The sequence below is a fragment of the Odoribacter sp. N15.MGS-14 genome (assembly GCF_000980245.1).
GTDB classification, from domain to species: Bacteria; Bacteroidota; Bacteroidia; order Bacteroidales; family Marinifilaceae; genus Odoribacter; species Odoribacter splanchnicus.
In genome coordinates, this window is sequence record NZ_LARE01000194.1 from 1 (window position 1) to 569 (window position 569).

Below are 569 nucleotides of genomic sequence, written 5' to 3' on the forward strand. Positions count from 1 at the left end.
GCGGTTACGGACTTCAGGTACCCCCGGCTCCCATGGCTTGACGGGCGGTGTGTACAAGGCCCGGGAACGTATTCACCGCGCCATGGCTGATGCGCGATTACTAGCGAATCCAGCTTCACGGAGTCGGGTTGCAGACTCCGATCCGAACTGAGACGTGGTTTGGGGATTCGCTCCCTGTCGCCAGGTGGCCTCCCTTTGTCCACGCCATTGTAACACGTGTGTCGCCCCGGATGTAAGGGCCGTGCTGATTTGACGTCATCCCCGCCTTCCTCGCAGCTTACGCTGGCAGTCCCACCAGAGTCCTCAGCATCACCTGTTAGTAACTAGTGGCAAGGGTTGCGCTCGTTATGGCACTTAAGCCGACACCTCACGGCACGAGCTGACGACAACCATGCAGCACCTCGCAAACGGCTATTGCTAGAAAAGGTGTTTCCACCTCGGTCCGAATGCGTTCAAACCCGGGTAAGGTTCCTCGCGTATCATCGAATTAAACCACATGTTCCTCCGCTTGTGCGGGCCCCCGTCAATTCCTTTGAGTTTCACCGTTGCCGGCGTACTCCCCAGGTGGA

Annotated in this window: 1 rRNA gene; it reads right to left on the bottom strand. The window is 58.2% G+C overall.

Annotation, left to right across the window (positions count from 1 at the left end):
- Positions 1-569: ribosomal RNA gene (locus WS34_RS15080) — 16S ribosomal RNA — on the bottom strand; the annotation flags it as partial.